At 40.9% G+C, this 23,255-nt stretch carries 17 protein-coding genes, 3 rRNA genes and 1 riboswitch; of the genes, 12 read left to right on the top strand and 8 right to left on the bottom strand.

What is annotated here, in order from left to right:
* Nucleotides 1-161 precede the first annotated feature (161 nt).
* Nucleotides 162-560 carry a DUF5365 family protein gene (locus LG336_RS03095; protein WP_404331091.1) on the bottom strand — a complete coding sequence of 133 codons (399 nt, stop codon included), beginning with the start codon at nucleotides 558-560 and terminating at the stop codon, nucleotides 162-164.
* Nucleotides 561-734: 174 nt separating this feature from the next.
* Here LG336_RS03095 and LG336_RS03090 point away from each other — a divergent pair, with 174 nt between their 5' ends.
* The gene (locus LG336_RS03090) at nucleotides 735-1,655 is read left to right on the top strand and encodes an RluA family pseudouridine synthase (protein WP_404331090.1); all 921 of its coding nucleotides are present in this window, start codon (nucleotides 735-737) and stop codon (nucleotides 1,653-1,655) included.
* 549 nt (nucleotides 1,656-2,204) lie between these two features.
* Here LG336_RS03090 and LG336_RS03085 read toward each other — a convergent pair.
* The gene (locus LG336_RS03085; RefSeq protein WP_404331089.1) at nucleotides 2,205-2,465 is read right to left on the bottom strand and encodes a GlsB/YeaQ/YmgE family stress response membrane protein; all 261 of its coding nucleotides are present in this window, start codon (nucleotides 2,463-2,465) and stop codon (nucleotides 2,205-2,207) included.
* Between the two features lie 444 nt (nucleotides 2,466-2,909).
* Between LG336_RS03085 and LG336_RS03080 the strand changes: the two genes are divergently transcribed.
* The 5 genes from LG336_RS03080 (at nucleotide 2,910) to LG336_RS03060 (ending at nucleotide 8,843) form a co-directional block, all read left to right on the top strand.
* Nucleotides 2,910-4,208: an NCS2 family permease gene (locus tag LG336_RS03080; protein WP_404331088.1), complete on the top strand. Its 1,299-nt coding sequence runs from the start codon at nucleotides 2,910-2,912 to the stop codon at nucleotides 4,206-4,208.
* A gap of 182 nt (nucleotides 4,209-4,390) precedes the next feature.
* Nucleotides 4,391-5,704 (top strand): ATP-binding protein, encoded by a 1,314-nt coding sequence (locus tag LG336_RS03075; protein WP_404331087.1) that lies wholly within the window; start codon nucleotides 4,391-4,393, stop codon nucleotides 5,702-5,704.
* Between the two features lie 53 nt (nucleotides 5,705-5,757).
* Complete coding sequence (locus tag LG336_RS03070) at nucleotides 5,758-6,381, top strand: DNA-3-methyladenine glycosylase (RefSeq protein WP_404333085.1); 624 nt, start codon at nucleotides 5,758-5,760, stop codon at nucleotides 6,379-6,381.
* Nucleotides 6,382-6,524: 143 nt separating this feature from the next.
* Nucleotides 6,525-7,055: a D-glycero-alpha-D-manno-heptose-1,7-bisphosphate 7-phosphatase gene (locus tag LG336_RS03065; RefSeq protein ID WP_404331086.1), complete on the top strand. Its 531-nt coding sequence runs from the start codon at nucleotides 6,525-6,527 to the stop codon at nucleotides 7,053-7,055.
* 114 nt (nucleotides 7,056-7,169) lie between these two features.
* A riboswitch (purine riboswitch) is annotated at nucleotides 7,170-7,271 on the top strand.
* 279 nt (nucleotides 7,272-7,550) lie between these two features.
* The gene (locus tag LG336_RS03060) at nucleotides 7,551-8,843 is read left to right on the top strand and encodes an NCS2 family permease (protein ID WP_404331085.1); all 1,293 of its coding nucleotides are present in this window, start codon (nucleotides 7,551-7,553) and stop codon (nucleotides 8,841-8,843) included.
* Between the two features lie 65 nt (nucleotides 8,844-8,908).
* Here the strand turns inward: LG336_RS03060 and LG336_RS03055 are convergent, their stop codons facing one another.
* A complete protein-coding gene (locus LG336_RS03055) occupies nucleotides 8,909-9,754 on the bottom strand; it encodes a DegV family protein (protein ID WP_404331084.1) in 846 nt (281 codons plus the stop codon).
* Between the two features lie 450 nt (nucleotides 9,755-10,204).
* Between LG336_RS03055 and LG336_RS03050 the strand changes: the two genes are divergently transcribed.
* Nucleotides 10,205-11,131 carry an NAD(P)H-dependent flavin oxidoreductase gene (locus LG336_RS03050; protein WP_404333084.1) on the top strand — a complete coding sequence of 309 codons (927 nt, stop codon included), beginning with the start codon at nucleotides 10,205-10,207 and terminating at the stop codon, nucleotides 11,129-11,131.
* Between the two features lie 53 nt (nucleotides 11,132-11,184).
* On the opposite strand, the gene LG336_RS03045 is transcribed toward LG336_RS03050, so the two are convergent.
* Complete coding sequence (locus tag LG336_RS03045) at nucleotides 11,185-11,961, bottom strand: NRDE family protein (protein ID WP_404331083.1); 777 nt, start codon at nucleotides 11,959-11,961, stop codon at nucleotides 11,185-11,187.
* A 202-nt stretch (nucleotides 11,962-12,163) separates the two neighbouring features.
* On the opposite strand from LG336_RS03045, the gene LG336_RS03040 reads away from it, so the two are divergent.
* From LG336_RS03040 to LG336_RS03030, 3 genes are all read left to right on the top strand, one after another.
* On the top strand, nucleotides 12,164-13,057 hold the full coding sequence (locus LG336_RS03040) for a selenium metabolism-associated LysR family transcriptional regulator (RefSeq protein WP_404331082.1): 894 nt from the start codon (nucleotides 12,164-12,166) through the stop codon (nucleotides 13,055-13,057).
* An 88-nt stretch (nucleotides 13,058-13,145) separates the two neighbouring features.
* On the top strand, nucleotides 13,146-13,595 hold the full coding sequence (locus LG336_RS03035; RefSeq protein WP_404331081.1) for a DinB family protein: 450 nt from the start codon (nucleotides 13,146-13,148) through the stop codon (nucleotides 13,593-13,595).
* Between the two features lie 245 nt (nucleotides 13,596-13,840).
* Nucleotides 13,841-14,287 (top strand): rhodanese-like domain-containing protein, encoded by a 447-nt coding sequence (locus LG336_RS03030; protein WP_404331080.1) that lies wholly within the window; start codon nucleotides 13,841-13,843, stop codon nucleotides 14,285-14,287.
* A 300-nt stretch (nucleotides 14,288-14,587) separates the two neighbouring features.
* Here the strand turns inward: LG336_RS03030 and rrf are convergent.
* The 3 genes from rrf to LG336_RS03015 all read right to left on the bottom strand — a co-directional run bounded on the left by rrf (nucleotide 14,588) and on the right by LG336_RS03015 (nucleotide 19,544).
* Nucleotides 14,588-14,703, bottom strand: a 5S ribosomal RNA gene (rrf, locus tag LG336_RS03025).
* 101 nt (nucleotides 14,704-14,804) lie between these two features.
* Nucleotides 14,805-17,741, bottom strand: a 23S ribosomal RNA gene (locus LG336_RS03020).
* Between the two features lie 252 nt (nucleotides 17,742-17,993).
* A 16S ribosomal RNA gene (locus LG336_RS03015) occupies nucleotides 17,994-19,544 on the bottom strand.
* Together the 16S, 23S and 5S rRNA genes form the textbook arrangement of a ribosomal RNA operon.
* 433 nt (nucleotides 19,545-19,977) lie before the next feature.
* Here LG336_RS03015 and LG336_RS03010 point away from each other — a divergent pair.
* Nucleotides 19,978-21,237: an MBL fold metallo-hydrolase gene (locus LG336_RS03010; protein ID WP_404331079.1), complete on the top strand. Its 1,260-nt coding sequence runs from the start codon at nucleotides 19,978-19,980 to the stop codon at nucleotides 21,235-21,237.
* Entirely contained in the window at nucleotides 21,238-21,504 is a 267-nt protein-coding gene (locus LG336_RS03005; protein WP_404331078.1) for a DUF3006 domain-containing protein, read from the top strand. It begins immediately after the preceding gene.
* A gap of 817 nt (nucleotides 21,505-22,321) precedes the next feature.
* On the opposite strand, the gene LG336_RS03000 is transcribed toward LG336_RS03005, so the two are convergent.
* Entirely contained in the window at nucleotides 22,322-23,116 is a 795-nt protein-coding gene (locus LG336_RS03000) for an alpha/beta fold hydrolase (protein ID WP_404331077.1), read from the bottom strand.
* Nucleotides 23,117-23,255 lie beyond the last annotated feature (139 nt).

Below are 23,255 nucleotides of genomic sequence, written 5' to 3'. Positions count from 1 at the left end.
GCTATATCCTCCTGAAAAATTCATATAATTTACATTATAATATACTCTTCCAGTAAACGGAAAGCGATTTCTAAAAACAATACTGCGACATTATTAGACAAAAAAAAACGCCCACAGATTTGCAGGCGTCTAACATATGCTCCATAATTATTTGCGAGCGATTAAACCAAATAATGGTTGGCCGCTTTTGAATAAATACTAATATAATCGTTATCTACACGTAAAGCCTCCACAAACTCGCTAAATTGGAAAGGAAAATAAATTTCGAACTCCCTTAAGGTTTTTGCATTCTTCTCAAAAACTGGTGAATACTTGTCTGAAAGGTCCTGAGATTCTAAAATAGAAATGATTGTCTGTAGGCTTGTAATGACACGAAAAGCATCACCTAATGTATTAAAGTTTTCAAGCTGTTCTTTTGTTGTAAAAAGCACCTTATGCTTTTCAAATTCTTTGATGTCCTCATCAGCAAAATATAGTGGCAAGATACTACTATAAAAGTATTGAGCAAGCTCTTCCACTTTTTCTAACTGACCTGGTGTTGACGCAAATACAATCTTCAATGATAACCCACCTTTAATACCTTTTTCTCCACTTAGATAAAACTAGAATAACATAGAACCAAGTTATTATAGTGTGGTAATTATGACCATGAGTAACGGGGAAAAGCGGTCTTGCAGTGGTTATGAAATAGCGGAAAATCAATTGGAAAAACCTGTATAAAAAGGAGAAAATTTATGATAGAAACCAGAAAAAAAGGACAATGGTGTGAAATCACCGTGCCTCAACAATGGACCACTTATACGTTAGATTTTCTTTTAAGGAATGTTTGGAAAGCTCCTAAAAAATTGCTCCATTCCTTTAGAATGGAAAAGAACATACGAATCAATGGTGAGCCTCCCAACTGGAACAATCAACTAATTGCAGGGGATAAATTGCAAATAAAGCTTTTTCAGCCTGAAGAATATCAGGTATCCCCTGCATTTCAAGATGTTGAACTTTTGTATGAAGATGATCATCTGATGATTTTTAATAAACCAGCAAGGATGGATACGCATCCTAATGATCCAGATCAAAGGGATACCCTGCTAAACGCTGCCGCCTTTCATTTACAAACAAATGGTGAAAGCTTAAACCCTCGTCATATTCACAGACTTGACCGCGATACGACGGGCACGGTTCTCTTTGCCAAAAACGCCTTGGTTGGCGCCATACTGGATAGAATGCTTGAGGAACGAAGGATTAAACGTACCTACCTAGCACTGGCTGATGGTCTTTTACATAAGGAAAAAGGAACGATTAACAAACCGATTGGACGGGATCGCCACCACCCTGTTAGGAGAAGAGTATCCAACACTGGACAGCCTGCTATTACCCATTTTGAAGTAATCAAGCGCCTTCCTAAGGAAAAAAGGACTTTAATTCGCTGTTCACTGGATACTGGAAGGACGCATCAAATACGTGTTCATCTCAGCGACCTTGGTCATCCACTTACTGGTGATGTCTTATATGGGGGGAGTAACACGTATAGCCGCCAGGCACTCCATGCAGTAAAAATTGAGTTTGTTCATCCTTTTACTGGTGAAACCATACTTTGTCGTGCACCATTTCTCGATCAGCCTCCTATTTTTAGAAATATTGATCCTAATTCTATATAAAACGAAAGCGCCCTGATCAGCGGCGGCGTATGTTCTTGAGCAAATGAGATAATTGCAAAACGAAAAGAGGAGGTGTGTGGTTTATTAAACTCCGACTGGCACCAAACCGGAATAACGGAGCGCCCAAATTGGACTGTGGACTCAGAAAAAGGGTCTCATGAACTCTTCATGGCGCCCAAATTGGACTGTGGACTCAGAAAAAGGGTCTCATGAACTCTTCATGGCGCCCAAATTGGACTGTGGACACAGAAAAAGGGTCTCATGAACTCTTCATGGCGCCCAAATTGGACTATGGACACAGAAAAAGAGTCTCATGAACTCTTCATGGCGCCCAAATTGGACTGTGGACACAGAAAAAGGGTCTCATGAACTCTTCATGGCGCCCAAATTGGACTGTGGACACAGAAAAAGGCTCCATGAATTAAATTATCTCATGGAGCAAACTTTATTCCCTTAATCAGAAACCCCTATATTATTAGGCTAACACTGTTACTCTACCCAGACATCGTACCGCTCTCTCATTAGCGGAATGCCAATTTATTTAGTTTATTAATCAGTTGATTTTCGCATACTTCTGAGAATCAGGCTAGCAATAAAGACAACCGCAATCGCCCCGATTAAAGCTGGAAGAATTGCGAATCCTCCAACCATAGGACCCCATGCCCCTAAAATCGCTTGACCTAACCATGCACCAATGAAACCAGCAATAATATTTCCAATGACTCCACCTGGGATGTCTCTTCCCATGATAAGTCCCGCTAACCAACCGATAATTCCTCCAATGATTAACGACCATAGAAAACTAAACATTCAATGATCCTCCTTTGTTTATTGAAGTTATTCCGATATCAATGGTATACCTGAATGGACTTTTTACCATCTTTAAGGATGAAAGCATCCCTTATCCAAAAGTATGTGGAAGTTGAATCTAATTTACTCACTTTCATTACAGGTAATATTTGTAAATAAGTACTGTAATTTGAAAAGCGATTGCCTTCTTGTATTGGCAATCGCTTTTATCTATGTGAACGGCATTTCACCGGGATTCTATGTTTTGTGTATTGTACTTTTTGTGTTCCCGGTTCAAATTTGTCCTAAACTTTTCTTTTTAAAATTGGGCTTATCTTTTCTTTTAGGGAGAAAATATAAATAAGTTTTCTTGACTTCAGAGATTAATTTCCCCTTGAAATTTTATTAGAAAGCGAATAATATATTATTCGTGCTTTAAAAATGTTCGTATTATTGGAGGACCTTATGTTTAAACTTACTGAAAACAACACGAATGTCAAAACCGAATTATTAGCAGGTATGACTACTTTCTTTACGATGGTCTATATTGTGGTTGTAAATCCAGTTATTCTTTCCGACGCAGGCGTACCGTTTGAACAAGTATTCACGGCTACAATCATTGCCTCAGTTATTGGAACTCTTTGGATGGCATTATTTGCAAATTATCCAATTGCTATCGCTCCTGGAATGGGGCTTAATGCATACTTTGCCTATTCTGTAGTAGGAACTAATAATATTTCATATGAAACTGCTTTTGCAGCAGTTTTTATTGCTGGCTTAATCTTCGTTCTACTAAGCCTAACATCCTTCCGTGAAAAATTGATTGAGTCCATTCCAGAAACACTTAAACACGGAATCACAGCAGGAATCGGGCTCTTCATTGCCTTTATTGGGCTAAGATTGACGGGGATTATCACATCACACCCCACTAATTTAGTTGCTCTAGGTGATTTACATTCACCTGTAGCGATACTTGCCCTTGTTGGACTTGCGGTAACGTTAATCCTTATGGTCCTTAATGTAAATGGCGCTCTTTTTATTGGTATGGTTATTACAGGATTCATTGCGTACTTTACGGGACACCTCTCTTTTGAACAGGGATTTGTTTCTCTTCCAACCCTACCAGAAGGATTGATTGTCTTTAATCCTTTTTCAGCCTTAGGAGAAGTGATTTCACATGGTCTTTATGCTGTCGTCTTTTCCTTTATTCTTGTCACCATTTTTGATACAACCGGGACAATGATCGGCGTCGCCCATCAGGCTGGATTAATGAAAGGCAAAAGTCTTCCTAGAGCTAAGCAAGCCTTACTTTCAGATTCAATCGCAACAGGCATCGGGGCTATGTTTGGGACAAGTCCAACAACCGCCTATATAGAATCTTCATCTGGAGTAGCAGCTGGAGGGAGAACGGGATTGACCTCACTTACCGTAGCTGTATTATTCTTGATTGCTGCATTCTTTAGTCCACTGGTTGGAGCTGTGTCTGGATTGTCGGCGATTACCGCTCCTGCCTTAATCATTGTAGGGAGCTTAATGATGGGAAGTATTGCTGAAGTACGATGGAATGAAATGGAGGAAGCTTTCCCAGCTTTCCTGATTATTTTGAGCATGCCGTTAACATCAAGTATTGCAACAGGGATTGCACTTGGCTTTATTTCTTACCCTTTATTAAAGGTTGTTAAAGGGAAAGGACGTGAAGTTCACCCACTGCTCTATATCTTTGCTGTTTTGTTCTTTTACCAACTAGCCTTTCTACCACATTAAATCCGACAAACAACAAAAAACCGCGATCTGCGGTTTTTTTGTTTGTCGATTTCTAGTGTTTTTTTCGTAGAATTGTAAAATAATCAGAATATATGTAACTTTTTGTACAACAATAGTTGAACTCAATAAATTTTCTATTATACAATAGTATATATAGCACATGAACGGAATGGGGAAGTTTGATGGTACTGTTCAAAGACCTTTTATTTAACCTTCTTTTTATCTTGATTACATCCTTTATTATCCAATATTTATTTATGAAACGGAAAAGCATCCTGCAAAAAAATATTACTAATTGGATTATTGTTATCACTGCTGTAATTCAAATCTTCTTTTGCATTCTCTTTTCCTACACTGAGGATAATCAGATTTTCTATGATTTAAGAGTTATTCCAATCGTCCTTGTCGGTCTCTATGGTGGAATTTCTTCAAGTATAGCAATTTTCTTCCTATCCCTTTTAGTGCGGGTTCCATTTGGCGGCGTTGGAATCTGGCTTCATGTTGCCCTAATGCTCTTTATTACCCTATCCGTTTTTGTTCTATCAAAGCACTTCCGAAGATTACCGATACCACGCAAACTAAGCTTAGTCGCCGGGATTACAATTAGCTATTCTATGCTATTCTTCACTATTACGTCCCTTTTGGATATCAATCAATTAGATTTAACCCTCTCCATTGTTTATACATCATCCCTTTTGGCTGGCGTAATAATTGTTGTCTTTTTAATTGAATTAATTCTTCAAAATATTATCTTACGTAACGCTGTAGTTAAATCCGATAAAATTGAGGCCATTTCTCATCTTGCTGCAAGTGTTAGCCACGAGGTCCGTAATCCTTTAACGGTTACTAGAGGGTTTCTACAGATGTTAAAAGATCCCACCATTCCCGAAGAGAAAAGACAGTTTTACCTAGATACAGCAATCGATGAACTGGATCGTGCAGAAGTGATTCTTAAAGATTATTTAAGTTTTTCCAAGCCTCAACATCACCATGTTTCTATCTTAAATGTGAAAACAGAAATTGAAAAATCACTTGAGCTGCTATCCCCCTATGCCAATCACAACAGTGTTAAAGTTACTAAGAGTCTTGCTGAAAATCTTTATATTAATGGAGATCCAGCGAAATTTCAGCAATGTTTAATAAATATCCTAAAAAACGGGATTGAAGCAATGCCTAACGGTGGTAGTTTAACGGTTCAGGCAAAACAATCAGCAACATCCCAAAATATCCTAATTGAAATTGAGGATACCGGTATCGGAATGACCACTAGTCAGTTGGCTAAACTCGGTGAACCCTATTTTTCGACTAAACAAGAGAAAGGAACAGGCCTCGGAATGATGGTTGCCTATAAAATCCTCAAGGAAATGAATGGATATGTGGATTCCTCAAGTAAAGTCAATAAGGGTACTCGTTTCACCCTTAAATTCCCGGTTGTAAATCACCCTTATAAAAGTGGAATTTTACCCAATACTACCGTTAAAGGAATCAACTCGTAATCGTTGATTCTTTTTTTATATCGCCATTGAACATCGGAGGTGCTATGGAAAACATCAACACAGAGTTCTCACCCTTAGAGCTAGACTTTTTCGAACAACCTACCATATCACTAGCAAAATCGCTTCTTGGTTGCCAATTGGTTAAATGGACAAAAGAAGGAATAACGGCTGGCTACATTGTTGAAACAGAGGCTTATAAAGGGCCCGATGATCGAGCAGCACATAGTTTTAATCTTCGTAGGACAGCTAGAACTGAAGTTATGTACCACCGTTCAGGGCTAGCATATACCTATCAAATGCACACACATTGTCTTTTCAATGTTGTTAGTGGTGGCGAGGGGAAACCCGAGGCTGTTCTAATCAGGGCCATTCACCCCTCTGCAGGTATCGAACTCATGCAGTTAAGAAGACATTCACAACAGAGTGTGAACTTAACGAATGGCCCAGGTAAGTTTACAAAAGCGATGCACATTACCATGGAAGATTACGGCCATCTCCTAACATCATCTCCGCTTTATATAGCTGCAGGTTACAAGCCAAAGAGCATTTCCATTGGCAAAAGAATTGGTATTGATAACTCAGGAGAAGCAGTTGAATATCCTTGGCGCTTTTGGATTACGGGGAATAAATATGTTTCAAGGCACCAGAAAGCAGAGAGAATTGAAACAATAGAGTAACTACCAAACGTGACAATTTTCAGCCTTACCTTTAATTATGCTCTATTAAAGACCGGGCACGCCTGCGGAAGGTGAGTGCCTGGAGCGAAACTCAACAACTTAGTTTACCAGGGGAATCAATAAAGAAATACGGAGGGCGATGAATGAAGAAAGCCATCTTTCTAGACCGAGACGGGGTTTTAAATGAGGTATTGTCTAGTAGAGTCAAATTTGTGAATCACCCAAACGACCTTTATTTATTGGAAGGAGCTGCAGAAGCAGTTGCTGAATTAAGTAAGACTGGTTATGACATATTTGTTGTCACCAATCAAGGTGGTGTAGGACTTGGGTTTTTAAAAGAAAAGAACCTGAGGAAAATTCATGACCATTTAATAGAGGTCATCAAAGAACAAGGTGGGATTATAAAAGAGGTGAGCTATTGCCCACATAAACCGAAAGCCGGTTGTCAGTGTCGGAAACCAAATCCTGGGTTACTGCTTGAGCTCGCCCAACTCCATGATATAGACCTTGATAAAAGTGTTATGGTCGGCGATCATGAGCGAGACATTGAAGCAGGAAAAAAGGCAGGCTGCAAAACTGTTTTTATTGGGGAAGAAGAATCAGCTGCTGATCGAAAAGCCCCTTCCCTCCACGCTGCTGTTCCTGCGATATTAGAACTGCTTGACGCTGTATAAATTAAAACGCTGTTCCATGAACAGCGTTTTTACTTATACGAAAAATTCACACAACATAAAAAAATTGACCTTTACCCTGATAGCTGTTATTATCTCTATTATTATTCTAAAATAACAAGAAAATAAACAACACCTTGTATATGTTCAAGAATATGGCTTGAACGTCTCTACCATGCTTCCGTAAAATGCATGTCTACAAGGGAAAATGGCTCTTAATAACTTTGTGGACCTTTTTCCTTTGTATGCTCTGGATGCATTTTGCTCCAGGGCTTTTTTGTTTTACTAAGGCTCTTTTCTCAAACTTTGTTTCTTTTGGATACAAAATAGGATGGATTAACCTATGTTTCTCTTAAAACAGCTTTTTAATAATGAGAAAAGAGCTTACAAATTTACTATAACGTACAAAATAGCTTATCTTGCGTTAAAATCGGCTTTAAGATTTTAACATCAATCTTTGCGAAAACATCCTTTACTAAACAATACCAGGAGGTCTCCATGAAAAACTTTTTTAAGTTTGAACAACGCAATACAAGTTATCGAACAGAAACAGTGGCCGGTATTACTACGTTTCTATCAATTGCATATATCTTGGTTGTGAATCCGATGATTCTTAGCCAAGCTGGGATGGATAAAGGAGCTGTCTTTACAGCTACTGCTCTGTCTGCGATTATTGGTTCTTTGCTCATTGGTTTACTAGCGAACTTCCCCGTTGGTATTGCACCAAGCATGGGCTTGAATTCCTTTTTCACTTTCAGTGTATGTATTGGAATGGGTGTGAAATGGGAAATTGCCCTTACAGGTGTTTTTATTGCAGGGATCTTATTTATGATCCTTAGTCTCTTAAAAATAAGAGAGAAAATTATTAATGTTATTCCTCAAGATTTAAAATATGCGATTGCCTCGGGGATCGGTTTCTTCGTTGCATTCATTGGATTGAAAAATGCTGGAATCGTTATACAAAGTGACGCTACCTTTGTGACAATTGGCAATTTAACATCACCAGGTACCCTCTTAGCGCTTTTTGGTTTCGTCCTAGCAGTCATCTTGATGGTCCGCGGAGTTTCTGGTGGAATCTTCTATTCTATGGTTATCACTACAATTGTCGGAATTCTCTTTGGCCAGATTGCTAGACCAGAGTCGATAATTGGCGAGATTCCTAGTTTAGCTCCAACATTCGGAGTAGTTTTTACACATATTGGTGATATCTTTTCCTTAGAAATATTGGCCGTTATTTTCACCTTCCTTTTTGTAGCCTTTTTTGATACAGCTGGTGCACTGATTGCCATCGCTAGTCAGGCAGGTCTAATGAAAAACAATGAGATACCTAATTCGGGCCGTGCACTCTTGGCAGATGCAACTGCCGCTGTAGCAGGAAGTGTGATGGGAACATCCACAACAGCCTGTGTGGTCGAATCCTCAGCTGGAATTTCTGTTGGCGGACGCACTGGATTTACATCGGTAATCATTGCTGGTTGTTTTGCCATCGCATTGTTTTTCGCCCCACTGCTATCGATTGTCACACCAGAAGTAACAGCTCCGGCATTGATTATTGTTGGAGCCTTAATGGCAAGCGAGATGAGAAAAATAAATTGGAGCAACCTTACTGTGGTCCTCTCGGCATTTATTACCATTATTATGATGCCTCTTACCTATAGCATCGCAACAGGCATCGCTATGGCCTTTATTTTGTATCCCATTAGTATGGTTTCCTCCGGTAAATGGAAAGAAGTCCATCCGATTATTTATATATTGGGAGTTATGTTTATCGGCTATTTCATCTTTCTTTAACAGCTACATGACTAATTGCATATCACACACAAAAATCCCGCCAACAGAATTGGCGGGATTTTCAATTATTTATTTATCCAAGCAAATCCAATTGTTCCTTGTCCGGTATGGGTACCTGGAACCGGGCTGAACATTGTCGTAGTGAAGCGAATTGCTGGGTACTTCTTTTGTAATTCTGCACGCCATTCTTCAGCGGTTTCTTGAATATTGGCATGGATGATACTTGCTTCCTCTACTAGATGGGAAGCTTCTTCAAAAATTTTAAAGAGTCTCTCCTTAACTTTCTTTTCCGTTCTAATTTTATCAAATAGAACTACCTTTCCATCATCAAACTGCACGATTAACTTAAGCTTAATTAGGCTACCGATAAATACTTGTGTAGTAGAGAGTCGGCCACCTTTATGAAGCTGTTCTAAGCTTCCTGGAGCCATAATAAGTCTGGCCTTATCCGGAAGGGTTCTAAGGTAAGCAACTATCTCAGAGTAAGACTTACCCTGTTTTTGCATTTCTACGCCATCATAGATCATTTTTCCCAGTGGGTATGAACCAATCTTAGAATCAATAACATCAACTTGATATTCAACTATACTAGAAGCTGCCACCGAGGCTTGGTACGTTCCTGTGAGCGAGCTTGAAGCGTGGATGGCAATCGCATGCTTGTACTTTTCTTTTAACTCCTTATATAGCTCAACAAATTCACCAATCGCCGGTTGGGATGTCTTGGGAAGTACCTTAGAAGATGCTAGCTTTTGATAAAAATCCTCTGCAGTTATGTCCACACCTTCAAGATATGATTCATCCCCAAAGCTAATGCTCAATGGGACCACGTATACATGGTTATTTTTAATAAATTCTTCCGGTAATGATGCTGTACTGTCTGTCACCCAGGCAATTTCGTGTTTGTGTATCATAGTGCCTCCTATTTTAACATTAAAAGCTTATACTCATTTATCACAATAATAATATTATAAACTTAACTAACCAAATTTCTTCAGGTATCCCCATTCTATATGATAAAGTCACATAAAAGCTATGCGTATTTACACTAATTCCAAAATGTTTATGAATTTTTATACTTTCTCTCTAAAGTTATTCTTTCCTCTTGGTACCTTTTGTATAATATGAGAAAATATTGATTAGTCTATTAGACACGGATAATTTTGATTTTTGATGTACAAAGCGAGGAGGAAGCCCCCCTCGCTTTTTTATTTGCACCTATTTATATAACTTGCCTTTAGCACCTAGTGCTAAAAATCACATCTATTTTTAAAATTTCATGATAAACTTCAAAAGAATATTTACACTATAAACATAAGAAATGGGTGAGATAATTGAATTTTCCACAATTAAAAATTGGCCATATGATAACAGACTATCCAATTATACAGGGTGGTATGGGAGTCGGAATTTCACTTAGTAAGCTTGCTTCGGCTGTTGCGAATGCAGGAGGAATCGGCATTATTTCTGGAACAGGAATTTCTGTTTCAGAATTGCGAAATCAAATTAGACAAGCTAAAAAACTTATCAAAGGTTCTGGTTACATTGGTGTTAATGTATTGTTCGCAATGAATGACTTCGCTGAAAAAATGAAAGCAGCCCTCGAAGAAAAAGTTGATTTTATTATCTCAGGTGCAGGAATTTCAAGGGATATGTATGCATGGGGGAAACAGGCTGGGATTCCAGTCCTTTCGATCGTCTCTTCTGCAAAACTAGCGAGAATTTCTGAGCGCCTTGGGGCAGCAGCAGTTGTTGTTGAGGGATTTGAAGCAGGTGGACATCTGGGAACAGACCGGCCATTATTCGACATCTTGCCTGAAGTGGTGGAAACAGTTAAAATTCCTGTGATCGCTGCTGGAGGTATTTTAACTGGTGCGGATATTGCAAAAGCAATTGGAATGGGAGCAGCAGGAGTTCAAATGGGGACTAGATTTGTAGCAAGTGAAGAATGTGACGCCCCCCTCACATTTAAACAGAAATATGTTGACGCAAATGAAGAGGATTTAAAATTAATCAAGACCACAGTAGGTTTAAGTGGGCGAGCTATTTCCAACCGTTTTACCGACTTACTATTAACCTCTGACAAACTAAGAATCACTAAGTGTCAGGATTGCTTAAAAAACTGCTCCTACCGTTTTTGTACTCTCGATTCGTTGCTCACCTCCATGAATGGGGATGTCGATAACGGACTTGTCTTTGCCGGTGCACGGGTGAGTGAAATTAAAGAAATTCTGTCAGTGAAGCAAATATTTAAAAACCTTAGCCATGAATATGCTTTGGCGACAAGCTAAAGAATCCTAAGGAAGAAGACAACTCTATTGGAATACAAGTTGTCTTCTTCCTCTTATTTTAATGGAATTGTGTATTCCCTATCACGAGTCTTTTCAACTGAATAAACTTTTTCTGCATAATAAACTTCCTGTTCACCTAATAAACATACGGTCGAACTTCTAGTTCCATACCCTTCACTTTTTATAAAAAGTGGTGAAAGTATCCGTTCCAAATGTAATCCGACTCCTGTATTTGGTAGCAAACCATCTGGTGCAGGATCTGAATTCTTTAATAACGCAAAAAGATTTTCAACCAACTCAGACTTTCCCTTGGTTACATCCACATGACCATTTATTACTTTTTCCAGTCCTGCTTTCCCTTTGTTAACTTTTGGCCAATCGCTGTCTAATAGATGATTACTTAGACCATAAACCCCAGGTTGTACTGTTACTATTTGTTTCCCTTTGTTTGAGTAGTAAAATAGCTCCTCTGCACTTCCAGTTAATAGATTATAACCAGGATAGATTCTATCATGAGTAGACACTTTTTCAACATAGCTTTTAGGAGGTTCATTTCCTTTAAGAAATTCTGAAACCAACTCTCCTCGAGAGCGCTTTCCTTCTGTGACTTCCAAAGGGTCTCGATAGTTGGTGAGAGCTGCAAATCGCCCTGATGTTGTAACCCCCATCCATGTACCCATTTTTTCCATATCTCGACCAGCAAGTACATGCGGTGCATCCTCCCAAAAATCGACGCCCGCTGTTGGCCGAGCATAGGACTCATCACGATTAGCTGCAACAATCAGCTTGTAAACTGGATGTGCGTCAAAAGCAAAGAGAATTAAACACATTTGGCATCCCTGCTTCCTTTTAATTTCTTCTCCCACTATTTTATCGCAGTGAATAGACAAGTACCATGTATTGGTTTCACCATTTTGACACTCATGAACTTTTTATTTCTATCATTTTTGACCCTAGTTAGTGGTATCCTATAGTAAATACAATCTAAAAACCCAATCATTATATATCGCTTTATTCTATGGAGGTCAACAAGTGGATTTACACCAGTTATATATTTTTACTAAAGTAGTTGAAAATAAAAGCTTTTCCAAGGCAGCCGAGGAGGTTTTTCTTAGCCAATCCACTGTAAGCTCACATATTGGTGCATTGGAGAAGAGTTTAAGTGTTAAACTCTTTGACCGAGTGGGACGAGAAAGTGTGTTAACCCCACATGGAGAGAGACTTTATCATTGGGCACAGCAATTACTCTTGATGAAGGACCAAGCCCTGCTAGACTTGAGCGATGGATTGACAGAACTTAGGGGTGTAATCCGAATGGCGGCTAGTTCTGTTCCAGGACAATTCTTAGTTCCTCAAATGATAAAGCAGTTTAGAAAAGACTATCCTTCAGTCACCTTCCATATACAGGAGGCCTCATCGAAAGTCACAGCAGAAAAGGTCCTAAACGGGAGTGTAGATCTTGGAATTCTTGGTGAAAAATATGAAGATGAAAGACTTCAATATACCCCTTTGCTAAAGGAACACCTTGTTCTTATTACTGCAAATGACATAAATATTTCAAGTCCAGTTACCATCCAAGACCTAGTAAACTTTCCTTTTATAATGAGAAATTCAGACTCGGGAACCAATGCTCTTCTAGAAAGAATCCTAAAGAAAAATAATATTCCAAAGGAACAGTTAAATATTATTGCCTATACCGACTCAGGACAGAGCTTAATACAATTTGTGAAGCAGGGAATTGGGATTGCGATTATCTCAGAAATTGCTGCAAATGAATATAGTTCAAATCAACTGATTAAAAAACATACGATAAAAGACTTTGATGAAGAACGATATTTCTATCTTGTTTACAATAAAAACAAAACCTTAGCATTGGTATCAAAATTGTTTATAACGAATGCGAAGGAGCTTATATTCTCCCCATGAGTAAGCCAAAAAATTTGATTAACTCGGTTGTTGATATATAATCAAAGGCAGGTCCACTAATGTAATCAATATAGAAAGGGGAAATCTTATGATGAAAAATTATATTTCTGGTTGGATGAGCCACCGAAAAGCACTACTTGAATTAATCAATACTATCGACAGTGATAATCTACAATACAAGCCTTGGGATGGGGCAATGACGTTCTCTGAGCTTGTATTGCATATTTCTACCTCAACAGGCATGTTTGCCAACACAGTCAAACAAGGTGAGTTTGTACCACCAACAGCACCGAAGACACCAGAAACGATTGAAGAACTCAAACAATTGGTACAATCTGAAACCGACCTGACAAAAGGCATTTTAGAATCCATCACAGAAGAACAGTTAAACCAACTTGTTGAATTTAGTGGAATGAAGATGCCAGGGATGGCTATGCTTGAGACCGCAAAAGATCATGAAATCCATCATAAAGGGCAATTGTTTACCTATGCTCGATTAATGGGAATTGAGAACCTTCCTTTCTTTGTTAGCCGTTAGTTCATTTGTTATGAATGGGAAACAGTTGCATATAGGTTGAAAAACCGGTAAGACTTCCTTACCGGTTTTTTTGTGGATTCTTCCGCCCATTCAATATTCTAAATACTATCTAATTATCTTTAACTCTACGATTAACACTTCCTTAAAAATTGACAGTTTTAAGCTTTGAGAGCTTTTCGACACATAATCTCTACATTTTTTGACAATTTACTCTGCTAAACTGATAAAAAGGAGGTTATTGAGAAATGAAAAGATTGACGATATATTTTATTGCTTTTATTCTATTGAGTGGATGTACAAGCGGAGATGAAACACAAGAAAAGAGCGCTACAAGTGAAGATTTTATACCCGTAACGTCCGAAGAGGAAACGACCACAAATGGTATAGAATACGAAAACGTTAACTCTGAGGAGGCACAGGAATTGATTGCTAATGGAGAAGTGTCCATTATAGATGTTCGGAGTATTGAGGCCTATTCTAAGACACATATTCCAAATGCAAAGCATTTACCATTTGACGAACTAGAAGCAAGACAGTCTGAATTACATAAAAATGAAGCCTATCTAATTGTATGCGTGGCCGGTAAAACTTCTGAAAAGGCTAGTACGCTCCTTGCCGAAAATGGATATACAAATATTTATAATTTAAGCGGTGGTATGGATCAATGGACGGGTGAAGTAACGGTTAAGTAGAGATATATTCCCTCTAGGTGGAACATACCCGCCATAATTGTTACTGTTGAAGTTATTTATTCCCGCTAGGGGGAATAAAAAGTGTTTTAAGGGCAATTTCACACTAATATATTCCCACTACGGGGAATATTTACTAACTTTATTCTCCCCTACAGGGAATAAAACAGCAGCCAAAGTATTAGTATTTTTTGCTGTTTTGTCTCCACAGTGCACTTAAACTTATACAAAATTAAATAAAAATGACCTTATTCGGATAAAGAACAAAAAAGAACAGCCTTTTATCAGCTGTTCTGTCATTTTGCCTGGCAACGTCCTACTCTCACAGGGGGAAACCCCCAACTACCATCGGCGCTGAGAAGCTTAACTTCCGTGTTCGGCATGGGAACGGGTGTGACCTTCTCGCTATCGCCACCAGACTATTTAATTAAAGGGTAGATATTTTGCTGACGCAAAATCTTTGTTCCCTCAAAACTAGATAATGTGTAAGAAGTAAAAGTAACACGATTTGTATCAATAATTGGTTAAGTCCTCGATCGATTAGTATCAGTCAGCTCCACACGTCACCGCGCTTCCACCTCTGACCTATCAACCTGATCATCTTTCAGGGATCTTACTAGCTTGACGCTATGGGAAATCTCATCTTGAGGGGGGCTTCATGCTTAGATGCTTTCAGCACTTATCCCGTCCGCACATAGCTACCCAGCGATGCCTTTGGCAAGACAACTGGTACACCAGCGGTGCGTCCATCCCGGTCCTCTCGTACTAAGGACAGCTCCTCTCAAATTTCCTGCGCCCACGACGGATAGGGACCGAACTGTCTCACGACGTTCTGAACCCAGCTCGCGTACCGCTTTAATGGGCGAACAGCCCAACCCTTGGGACCGACTACAGCCCCAGGATGCGATGAGCCGACATCGAGGTGCCAAACCTCCCCGTCGATGTGGACTCTTGGGGGAGATAAGCCTGTTATCCCCGGGGTAGCTTTTATCCGTTGAGCGATGGCCCTTCCATGCGGAACCACCGGATCACTAAGCCCGACTTTCGTCCCTGCTCGACTTGTAGGTCTCGCAGTCAAGCTCCCTTGTGCCTTTACACTCTGCGAATGATTTCCAACCATTCTGAGGGAACCTTTGGGCGCCTCCGTTACATTTTAGGAGGCGACCGCCCCAGTCAAACTGCCCACCTGACACTGTCTCCCACCCCGATCAGGGGTGCGGGTTAGAATTTCAATACAGCCAGGGTAGTATCCCACCGACGCCTCCACCGAAGCTGGCGCTCCGGCTTCCAAGGCTCCTACCTATCCTGTACAAGCTGTACCAAAATTCAATATCAGGCTGCAGTAAAGCTCCACGGGGTCTTTCCGTCCTGTCGCGGGTAACCTGCATCTTCACAGGTACTATAATTTCACCGAGTCTCTCGTTGAGACAGTGCCCAGATCGTTACGCCTTTCGTGCGGGTCGGAACTTACCCGACAAGGAATTTCGCTACCTTAGGACCGTTATAGTTACGGCCGCCGTTTACTGGGGCTTCGATTCAAAGCTTCGCGTGAGCTAACCTCTCCTCTTAACCTTCCAGCACCGGGCAGGCGTCAGCCCCTATACTTCGCCTTGCGGCTTCGCAGAGACCTGTGTTTTTGCTAAACAGTCGCCTGGGCCTATTCACTGCGGCTTTTCAAGGCTTTAACACCCTAAAAAGCACCCCTTCTCCCGAAGTTACGGGGTCATTTTGCCGAGTTCCTTAACGAGAGTTCTCTCGCTCACCTTAGGATTCTCTCCTCGCCTACCTGTGTCGGTTTGCGGTACGGGCACCTTTTATCTCGCTAGAGGCTTTTCTTGGCAGTGTGGAATCAGGAACTTCGGTACTATATTTCCCTCGCTATCACAGCTCAGCCTTCGCGGTAACGGGATTTGCCTCGTTACCAGCCTAACTGCTTAGACGCACATATCCAGCAGTGCGCTTACCCTATCCTCCTGCGTCCCCCCATTGCTCAAACGATAAAGAGGTGGTACAGGAATATCAACCTGTTGTCCATCGCCTACGCCTTTCGGCCTCGGCTTAGGTCCCGACTAACCCTGAGAGGACGAGCCTTCCTCAGGAAACCTTAGGCATACGGTGGATGGGATTCTCACCCATCTTTCGCTACTCATACCGGCATTCTCACTTCTAAGCGCTCCACCAGTCCTTACGGTCTAGCTTCAACGCCCTTAGAACGCTCTCCTACCGCGGACATCGTAAGATGTCCACCCACAGCTTCGGTGATACGTTTAGCCCCGGTACATTTTCGGCGCAGAGTCACTCGACCAGTGAGCTATTACGCACTCTTTAAATGGTGGCTGCTTCTAAGCCAACATCCTGGTTGTCTAAGCAACTCCACATCCTTTTCCACTTAACGTATACTTTGGGACCTTAGCTGGTGGTCTGGGCTGTTTCCCTCTTGACTACGGATCTTATCACTCGCAGTCTGACTCCCACGGATAAGTCATTGGCATTCGGAGTTTGTCTGAATTCGGTAACCCGATGAGGGCCCCTAGTCCAAACAGTGCTCTACCTCCAAGACTCTCACTTCGTGAGGCTAGCCCTAAAGCTATTTCGGAGAGAACCAGCTATCTCCAGGTTCGATTGGAATTTCTCCGCTACCCACACCTCATCCCCGCACTTTTCAACGTGCGTGGGTTCGGGCCTCCAGTAGGTGTTACCCTACCTTCACCCTGGACATGGGTAGATCACCTGGTTTCGGGTCTACAACCACATACTTATTCGCCCTATTCAGACTCGCTTTCGCTGCGGCTCCGTCTTCTCGACTTAACCTTGCATGTAATCGTAACTCGCCGGTTCATTCTACAAAAGGCACGCCATCACTCATTAATGAGCTCTGACTACTTGTAGGCACACGGTTTCAGGATCTCTTTCACTCCCCTTCCGGGGTGCTTTTCACCTTTCCCTCACGGTACTGGTTCACTATCGGTCACTAGGGAGTATTTAGCCTTGGGAGATGGTCCTCCCAGCTTCCGACGGGATTTCACGTGTCCCGCCGTACTCAGGATCCACTCAGGAGGGAACGAAGTTTCAACTACAGGGTTTTTACCTTCTCTGACGGGCCTTTCCAGACCACTTCATTTACCCCGTTCCTTTGTAACTCCATGTTGAGTGTCCTACAACCCCAGAAGGCAAGCCTTCTGGTTTGGGCTAATCCCGTTTCGCTCGCCGCTACTCAGGGAATCGCATTTGCTTTCTCTTCCTCCGGGTACTTAGATGTTTCAGTTCCCCGGGTCTGCCTTCAATACCCTATGTATTCAGGTAAAGATACTGTTCCATTACGAACAGTGGGTTTCCCCATTCGGAAATCTCCGGATCAAAGCTTACTTACAGCTCCCCGAAGCATATCGGTGTTAGTCCCGTCCTTCATCGGCTCCTAGTGCCAAGGCATCCACCGTGCGCCCTTTCTAACTTAACCTATGGACGAATTTATTCGTCTCTATAAGACAATCATGTCTTTGGTTTCTCTTTTTATTAAAAGAGAGAAAAATTAAAAAAGCGATACAAATGTGTGTTTTACTTTTGCCTTCTTACTTACGATTATCTAGTTTTCAAGGAACAAATTAAAAAGCTTTGAGAGAATTGCACTCTCAAAACTAAACAAACAAGCAGTCAAACATTACGAATCGAAAGATTCGCATTCCGAATGCCCTTACGGCATTATCCTTAGAAAGGAGGTGATCCAGCCGCACCTTCCGATACGGCTACCTTGTTACGACTTCACCCCAATCATCTGTCCCACCTTAGGCGGCTGGCCCCTAAAAGGTTACCCCACCGACTTCGGGTGTTACAAACTCTCGTGGTGTGACGGGCGGTGTGTACAAGGCCCGGGAACGTATTCACCGCGGCATGCTGATCCGCGATTACTAGCGATTCCGGCTTCATGCAGGCGAGTTGCAGCCTGCAATCCGAACTGAGAATAGATTTATGGGATTTGCTTGACCTCGCGGCTTCGCTGCCCTTTGTTCTATCCATTGTAGCACGTGTGTAGCCCAGGTCATAAGGGGCATGATGATTTGACGTCATCCCCACCTTCCTCCGGTTTGTCACCGGCAGTCTCCTTAGAGTGCCCAACTGAATGCTGGCAACTAAGGACAAGGGTTGCGCTCGTTGCGGGACTTAACCCAACATCTCACGACACGAGCTGACGACAACCATGCACCACCTGTCACTCTGTCCCCCGAAGGGGAACGCTCTGTCTCCAGAGTTGTCAGAGGATGTCAAGACCTGGTAAGGTTCTTCGCGTTGCTTCGAATTAAACCACATGCTCCACCGCTTGTGCGGGCCCCCGTCAATTCCTTTGAGTTTCAGCCTTGCGGCCGTACTCCCCAGGCGGAGTGCTTAATGCGTTTGCTGCAGCACTAAAGGGCGGAAACCCTCTAACACTTAGCACTCATCGTTTACGGCGTGGACTACCAGGGTATCTAATCCTGTTCGCTCCCCACGCTTTCGCGCCTCAGCGTCAGTTACAGACCAGAGAGTCGCCTTCGCCACTGGTGTTCCTCCACATCTCTACGCATTTCACCGCTACACGTGGAATTCCACTCTCCTCTTCTGCACTCAAGTCCCCCAGTTTCCAATGACCCTCCACGGTTGAGCCGTGGGCTTTCACATCAGACTTAAAGGACCGCCTGCGCGCGCTTTACGCCCAATAATTCCGGACAACGCTTGCCACCTACGTATTACCGCGGCTGCTGGCACGTAGTTAGCCGTGGCTTTCTGGTTAGGTACCGTCAAGGTACCGGCAGTTACTCCGATACTTGTTCTTCCCTAACAACAGAGCTTTACGACCCGAAGGCCTTCATCACTCACGCGGCGTTGCTCCGTCAGACTTTCGTCCATTGCGGAAGATTCCCTACTGCTGCCTCCCGTAGGAGTCTGGGCCGTGTCTCAGTCCCAGTGTGGCCGATCACCCTCTCAGGTCGGCTACGCATCGTGGCCTTGGTGAGCCGTTACCTCACCAACTAGCTAATGCGCCGCGGGCCCATCTGTAAGTGACAGCCGAAACCGTCTTTCAGCACTCCCTCATGAGAGGAAATGAATTATCCGGTATTAGCCCCGGTTTCCCGGAGTTATCCCAGTCTTACAGGCAGGTTGCCCACGTGTTACTCACCCGTCCGCCGCTAACTTTTAAAAGCAAGCTTTTAAAAGTTCGCTCGACTTGCATGTATTAGGCACGCCGCCAGCGTTCGTCCTGAGCCAGGATCAAACTCTCCAATAAAATGTAGAGTGATTAGCTCATAAAATAAAACGTTGGCTCATGAACTTCTATAATAGAAGACATGATAAATATTGTTTGTTGACGCTTGTTTGTTTAGTTTTCAAAGAACAATCTCGGCCTCTCTGTTTCATGAGAAGCAACTTTTATATAATAGCATGTTCATAAGAGTAAAGTCAACTTCTTTTTTATCATCTTTCCAAAAAAGAAATGGGCTGTTTCTTAGGCAACTTCTATATAATAAATCATCTCAACTGCAAAGTCAATGACTGTTTTACATCATTTTTAACTAAGCAGCTAAGTTAATATATCACTTCATTCATTAAAGAGCAACGTTAAATTAATGCTATTCCTCAATATATCCCTCTTATAAAGATCTCTCTTATTACTATTACACTATTACAAATGTTAATATTAGTTTAGAAAGGGGTATTAGATGAACAAACGCAACCTCTTGATTCTTTTTACTATTATATTCATGTCTGTAATCAGTGGGTGCTCGCAGGAGCTTGTAGACAGAAATACGGATTCAGTTAAACATGAAGAATCAAGTGACCTAAACAATAATAATGATCCAGCCAAGCAAAATGAAGATCTTCGTCGTGACTCAACTACAAATAATGAGGAAAAAGTGACAGATAACCTCCCCGAGCTTAAAGTACACTATATTGATGTAGGACAGGCTGATTCAACACTGGTCCAGTTCTCCAATGATGGTGAAGATTTTTCGATTCTTATTGATGCCGGTAACTGGAACAGGAATGATGTTGTAAATTACCTTACTTCACAGAGCATATCACAAATTGATATAGCGATTGGTACACACCCAGACGCTGACCATATCGGACAACTAGACAAAATACTAAGCTCATTTGCTGTTGAAGAAGTCTGGTTATCTGGAAACACAAGCAATTCTCAAACCTTCCAAAGGTTAATAAGTGCCATCGATACTTATGATATCAATTATTATGAACCCAGGATGGGCGACGAATTTGAAATTGGCCCACTACAAATTGATGTGTTATACCCTAGAACCATATCTGAAAATGATAATGATGAATCGATTTCCTTGAAAGTAACGTATGGGGAAGTTCGGTTTATCTTTACGGGAGATGCTAGTACAAGCGATGAGTTAAAGATGCTTCAAAGTGGTTTAGATATGGATGCAGATATCCTTCAGCTCGGACATCATGGCTCGTCTACCTCGACACATCCAACCTTCCTAAGTGAGGTGAGTCCGTCTGTGGCTATATATAGCGCTGGGGTAGACAATAGCTACGGGCATCCTCATGAAGAAGTGGTGAATCGCATCAAGAGTTCCAATATTAATCTTTATGGGACTAATGTTCATGGAACCATTATTGTTTCAACAGATGGAAAAGACTATAAAGTACTAACAAAGAAAGACGGCACAATTTCTCCCATTTCAAACAACAAATTAGATACTACCGATGGCTCTAGCGTCGCCCCAGAATCAAGTAAAACACCAGAAATTTCAAACAACAGTTGTATCGATGTAAACTCTGCCTCCCCCGAGCAGCTTCAAGAAATTATTCATATCGGGCCGGCACGTGCTGAAGAATTAATCAAGTTAAGACCATTTCAAACTATTGATGATTTATCAAGAATCAATGGGATAGGTCCAGCAAGGGTACAAGATATTAAGAATCAAAAACTTGCTTGTATTGGAGGCTAAATGATGAAGGGTTATCTTGATCGAATTGAAGAGAATAAATTTGCAGTGATATTAGTTGATGAGATTAATAAGGAATTCATTGTTCCTAAGGAGCAATTACCTGAAGGAAGCACTGAAAATTCGTATTTTGACCTTACAATCGAAAATGATAAGATTTCCTCAATAAAATTAAACTCACAAAAGACTTATTCCGAGAAACACAAGGTTGAAGACCTGATGGGAAAGCTTCGTGCAAATAGTAATGGAAGTAAATTTAAGAAAAAATAATTATATATGGCATCCTAAACAAAAACGACAGGAACATTACTAAAGGGTTCGGATTTCGAATACAAAAACTAAATTAGCATACCAATTAGCAGTCCTATTCGCAACTGAATTAGACTGCTTCTTTTTTGTTGATATATATGGGGTTTAATAAAATAAACGGTAAATCCGCCTTGAATTTCGAACCCCTTTTAACATGGTGTCATAAGTTTTTGTCGGCATGAAAATTCGCATGCTAATTGTTAGACCAATTGGTGTGTCACAAATGATATTAACTAGCAGAGGGTGGGTGTTGATGTCTGAGAGGCAGATACATGAAGCAAATATTCTTTCTTATCCTTAATTGAGTAACCACTGATTGTTTAAATAAGGGGAGTTTTTCCCGTTAACCTGCAGAATAGGGCTCGGTTCGGGGGATATAAGGGGAGTTTTTCCCGTTAAGGCAAAGTAAAATGGTCCCTTTTCATGTTTTTCGAGTAAATAGCGGGAATCTTTCCCTCTATTTCATCTATTTTTCGTGCTATTTCCAAAATAAGAGGAATTTCTCCCCTTATTTTAATAGCTTATCGCCTGGCAATTCTTGAAGATTTGGAAATCGATGAACCGGTGCTTATTTGGGATAAAAAATGCTTGGAGCATTTAATTTGTCTCCAAGCATTTTTCTTTGCTGATTTACTTGCCAAATTGCTTTTTAATTCTAGTGCGAATTACGATTCGAAAAGCAATGTTAATTCATATTTTGTACTTCAAAACAGAACCCGTTAGAACATTACCTGTCGTTTTTGTTTGATCATTTCTTATCTTCCCTCCCTTTTGACGTTCACCCGGCAAGTTTAGCTGATTTTACCTCTAATAAAAAATCCATTGCTATACGATTGAATTCTTCAACTTTTTCAACCTTGCCTACATGTCCTGCTCTTTTTATCATGTAAATCCTCGAGTTGGGGATTAATTTATGCATTTGTTTTTGACAATAAGTCGGTAAAATCTTATCTTTTTGACAGGCTATCACCAACGTTGGAACGGAAATCTCTTTTAATGTTTCTCGATAATCAATTTTAAGACAGGCCTTCCAAGCAGGATAAAAACCATCTAGATGTTCCGACCAGAGTGGCATGACTTTTTGAACCATTTCTTCACTATGATTATGCAAACAACTTAAAGTCGCTTTGGGTTTATATTGTTCAAGGGTCATATTTTTATATCGCTTGTCGTTTAATAAAATCATTACCCTTTTAAGCCACTTGGGAACATAAGATACAGAACTAGCAAGGATAAAAGACTTTACTATTTTCGGACGGATTTTATAGATTTCTTGTGAAATAATTCCCCCCATTGATAATCCACAAATATGTGCTTCTTTTATCCCTAAATGATCTAATAATGCAACTACATCTCTTGCAAAGGCGTTAATAGTAATTTCTTTTCCTTCTGGGCATTTGCTTTTACCAAAACCTCGTAAATCAGGAATAATTAAATCGAAATGCTCGGCAAACGTGTGTTGAAACTTCCATCCTTCTTTCCGCTCTCCCAAACCATGAATGAGTATAAGTGGTTCACCACTTCCTAATCGATCATAGTGGAGATTCACCCCATTTACTAGTGCATGGTACATATGAAACCCTCCTCCTAGTTATAGATACCTATTATTACCATATAATATAAGATAGTAGATTCCTAGCCTAATATTCATACCATCTTCTACACTAGAAATCTCCTCTAAAATGAAATAGGAGTCTGGAGTAATTGAAAAT

This window comes from Mesobacillus maritimus (assembly GCF_044803185.1).
In the GTDB taxonomy this organism is placed as follows: domain Bacteria; phylum Bacillota; class Bacilli; order Bacillales; family Cytobacillaceae; genus Mesobacillus_B; species Mesobacillus_B maritimus_B.
Note: the sequence above shows the minus strand (reverse complement) of the source record. Positions and strands in the feature narration are given on the sequence as shown.